This window comes from Candidatus Dependentiae bacterium (assembly GCA_026389065.1).
Taxonomy (GTDB): Bacteria; Babelota; Babeliae; order Babelales; family Chromulinivoraceae; genus JACPFN01.
The window spans coordinates 1-3,397 of the sequence record JAPLIP010000008.1 but is presented as its reverse complement, the minus strand read 5'-3'; the positions used below and the strand labels follow the sequence as shown (position 1 = coordinate 3,397).

Here is a 3,397-nt window from a genome sequence, read left to right as displayed (position 1 = left end):
GTTTCATTTTTGAAACATAACCATTTTTGTAAACTTTATAAGTACCGTAACCAAGACCAGCTAAAACAACTGTTGAAACTACAGCACCATCATATTTGAAATAACCAAGATTATTTCCAAATGTTTTACCATTTATAAATTTACCAGTTTCTTGAGCTTTAGTTAAAGCGTTTGAACTGAAATCTTTAGTAGCTGTCCAAGCAATGTCTTTTGCAAGTCTAGGATTATTGTAAGCATATTTTACAGCTCTTCCAGTTGCACATGTACCATCAACAATACCGTTTTTAGTTGCAATAGAACCATTAACAATACCGTTTTTAGTTGCAGTAGCACCAGAAGCGATAGCGCTATAAACAGCCTTAGAGCCGTTTACTGAAGAATCTTTAGCTGCTGAAAAACCATTTTTTACTCTTTGAGTATAAGAAACTGTTTCAACATCAGCATTTAGGCCAACTGACAACATTGCAGTAAGACCGATTAACATTAATTTATTTTTCATGAGAGAACCTCCATTAGGTTTTTATATTTTTTATCTTTTTTCGTTACACCCATACTTTGATGAGTATGCATCCACTAAGATTTTTCTAGAATTCTTAATGGAGCATATAATAGTTATAGCACGGGCTTTTTAGCCCCGCAAAGGGGGTGGGGGTCTTTTTTTGTAGCCTTGTAAAACAAGCCTCTAGCAGCTACGATTGGCAACACCAATCTTTTTACAAAATGGTAATTTCATCATGTTTTTGTGATATACAACTTTCATAAAAAGCCGTTCTTTTCAGCTGTTAAAACGACCATCTTTACGGTATAATCCCGTAAGCATTAAACAATTCTTCAAAAACCCTATCAAAAGAATCATCTATGAAAACAAACTCATTTAATCATATTTTTATATCATTCTTAACCATTTTTACTGGAATCTCACACCCCGCATCAACAATGACATGGTCATCTAGTTCATCAAGCAGTAGCTCATCAAGCTCTTCTAATGACTGGACTCCTAATCGATCTACTTGGCAAAACAATGAACAAACAAAGGCCTTAGAAAAACAAAAAGCCGTCGATATTGCTTTGGCCCAGGAAAAAGAGAAGAGATTAGCCATAGAAAAAGAAAAAGACTTACCTGCTGCCCTAGCTCTGGAAAAAGAAAAGGCTTTAATGCTAGCCTTAGCCATTGAAAGCAAAAAGTTACTTGAATTAGAAGAAGCGCAAGAATTTGCCGAACTGCAAAAAGAAGAAGCCTTAGCCTTAGAACTCATTAAATCACAAGAAGAAATAGAGATCTGCATCGCAAATTATTGGGAGGAAATAGGACAATTTCAATATGAATACACACTCAAGCAACAGCTAAAATTACAAGAAACAAGACAAGTCATTATACAGTCTGATGAATTTGATGATGTTGACCTTTGTGGAACTATTGAACTAATTCCAAATGATCCATGCATATATATTCCAGAAGAAGATATCTTCGATAATATGCTTTCAGATGAGACAATTAAGCCGATTTCAAATGAGCAACACATCTATGTACCTATAGATCAAGATACATCCTATGGCCTACTGCCAGGTGGAATAATCGAACCTATGTGCAACAAAATACTCATATACCTGCCAAACGACAGGCAAAATACAATTTCAGCAGCCATATTAATAGTTCCAGGCTACATTGGACTGGGTAGTGGAACTATCCTTGGTGGCCCAATAATTCCTGCTATCGTAGGCGGTGGGCTTGCAATTGGGTGGTTAATCAAGGTTGGAATACCTAAAATAAAAGGCGCCTTGAAAGATAAAAAAAGTAGTGGTGGCGGCGGTGGTGGAGGCGGTCCAAAAAAAGACCCTAAGAAAGATCCCAAGAAAGACAAAAATATACAACTATTGTGTCCGCATGGAAAATATGAAAATAATCCAAAACATCATCAAAACTCTAAAGGCAATATTGGCAAGCCACCTCGCGATGGACAAAAAGCGCTTAATGAATCAATAAGTGTAAAAACAAAAGGAGAAAGAAATCTTGAAACTAGAGTTGGTATTGAAAATGGAAAAATTGTTAAATTTCACGAACATTTACCAGGCGAGTATCATGGATATATAGTCGAAGGAAAACTTGATATACATTCTGAAAACGCCTTAAAATCAGCAGGCCTTATGAATAAATCAGGAAAAATAATAAAATGAATTCTATTAAGTTTATGATCACAGATAAGCAGTATATTCACGTCATCCAAGAACCAATTGGAAAGGGCTATTGCGGAATATGTGCTGAATGCAACATTGATTACGTTGATGAAGAATTGGGAATAACCATACGATTCGGATATACAGAAGCAGAGACTTTTAATGGTTCATTTGGATGCAAAGGATTTACAGCCCTACTAAACAATAAATTGTTTTTTGATAATAAAAAACGAATAGATCCTGGATTTGAATATAATCAATACTGCAAAGACTTAATCAAAGATAGCGACGTAATAAATAAATATTTTTTTGAGAGCAATAGCCATACAAATTCTCAAGAAATTTACACGAGTTGGTTTTATAATGATAAAGATGGAAATATTATATTCGAAATAAGCCCACTTTATAAATGGTTTAATATAGAAAGCGCAGAAAGTGATCCTGAATTTATAACATATGAAGACTTTATAAAAAACTACAAAGTAAAAGTTCATAAAATCATTGCAAAAGAAATGCTTATACAATGGAACAACCAGGCAAAAACATACTACAAAAAATGTAATGATTGCTGTAATTAATTAAGAAAAGAGATCTGCCCAAGGAAAAATACTATAATGGATCTAGCAAAATTTATGATTTCTGAGACTGAATACATAAAAATCATACCAGAGCATATCGGCAAAGATGATTGCGAAGTCTGCGCTCATTGTGATATTGATTATATAGATGAAGAAAAAAATATAATTATACGGTTTGGATATGAATTCACATCTACTTTTTGCTATAAAATAGCAGAATACGGAAACATTCAAAAATTAATTAATGGAAAAATGAAAATAGATACAAAAGTCAGTAATGATCTAGGGTTCGATTGGAATCAATATTTTGAAGGGATTATAAAAGATACAGATGTAGAGACATATCATTGTTGGAGTAATAGCCATAAGCAAATACGTCCATATTATAGCAGCTGGATGTACAATGATAAAAATGGAAACATAGTCTTTGAAATCACTCCTTTTTATCCTTGGCATGGTGAAACAAAAAAATCGAATCCAAATTTTATAACATATAAAAAGTTTATGAAAGATTATAAACCAAGGGTCAAAGCAATTATTCAAAAAGAAAATTTAATAAAATGGATTGATCAAGCCAAGGAGTTAAAAAGGAAGTTTATCGATGTGCACAAAACAAAATAAAGAAACTTTGCAATTCTAAATAC

General features: G+C 33.3%; 4 protein-coding genes. 3 read left to right on the top strand and 1 reads right to left on the bottom strand.

Going from position 1 to position 3,397, the window contains the following annotated elements; genetic code table 11:
* The coding region (locus NTU89_00200) for a hypothetical protein (protein MCX5922969.1) at positions 1 to 499 on the bottom strand (499 nt) is incomplete at its 3' end.
* Between the two features lie 359 nt (positions 500 to 858).
* Here NTU89_00200 and NTU89_00195 point away from each other — a divergent pair.
* From NTU89_00195 to NTU89_00185, 3 genes are read left to right on the top strand one after another with little or no spacing between them, the layout of a single operon-like run.
* Entirely contained in the window at positions 859 to 2,175 is a 1,317-nt protein-coding gene (locus NTU89_00195; protein MCX5922968.1) for a hypothetical protein, read from the top strand.
* On the top strand, positions 2,172 to 2,753 hold the full coding sequence (locus NTU89_00190; protein MCX5922967.1) for a hypothetical protein: 582 nt from the start codon (positions 2,172 to 2,174) through the stop codon (positions 2,751 to 2,753). The genes NTU89_00195 and NTU89_00190 overlap by 4 nt, the downstream gene beginning before the upstream one ends.
* A 36-nt stretch (positions 2,754 to 2,789) precedes the next feature.
* On the top strand, positions 2,790 to 3,374 hold the full coding sequence (locus tag NTU89_00185; protein ID MCX5922966.1) for a hypothetical protein: 585 nt from the start codon (positions 2,790 to 2,792) through the stop codon (positions 3,372 to 3,374).
* Positions 3,375 to 3,397: the final 23 nt, after the last annotated feature.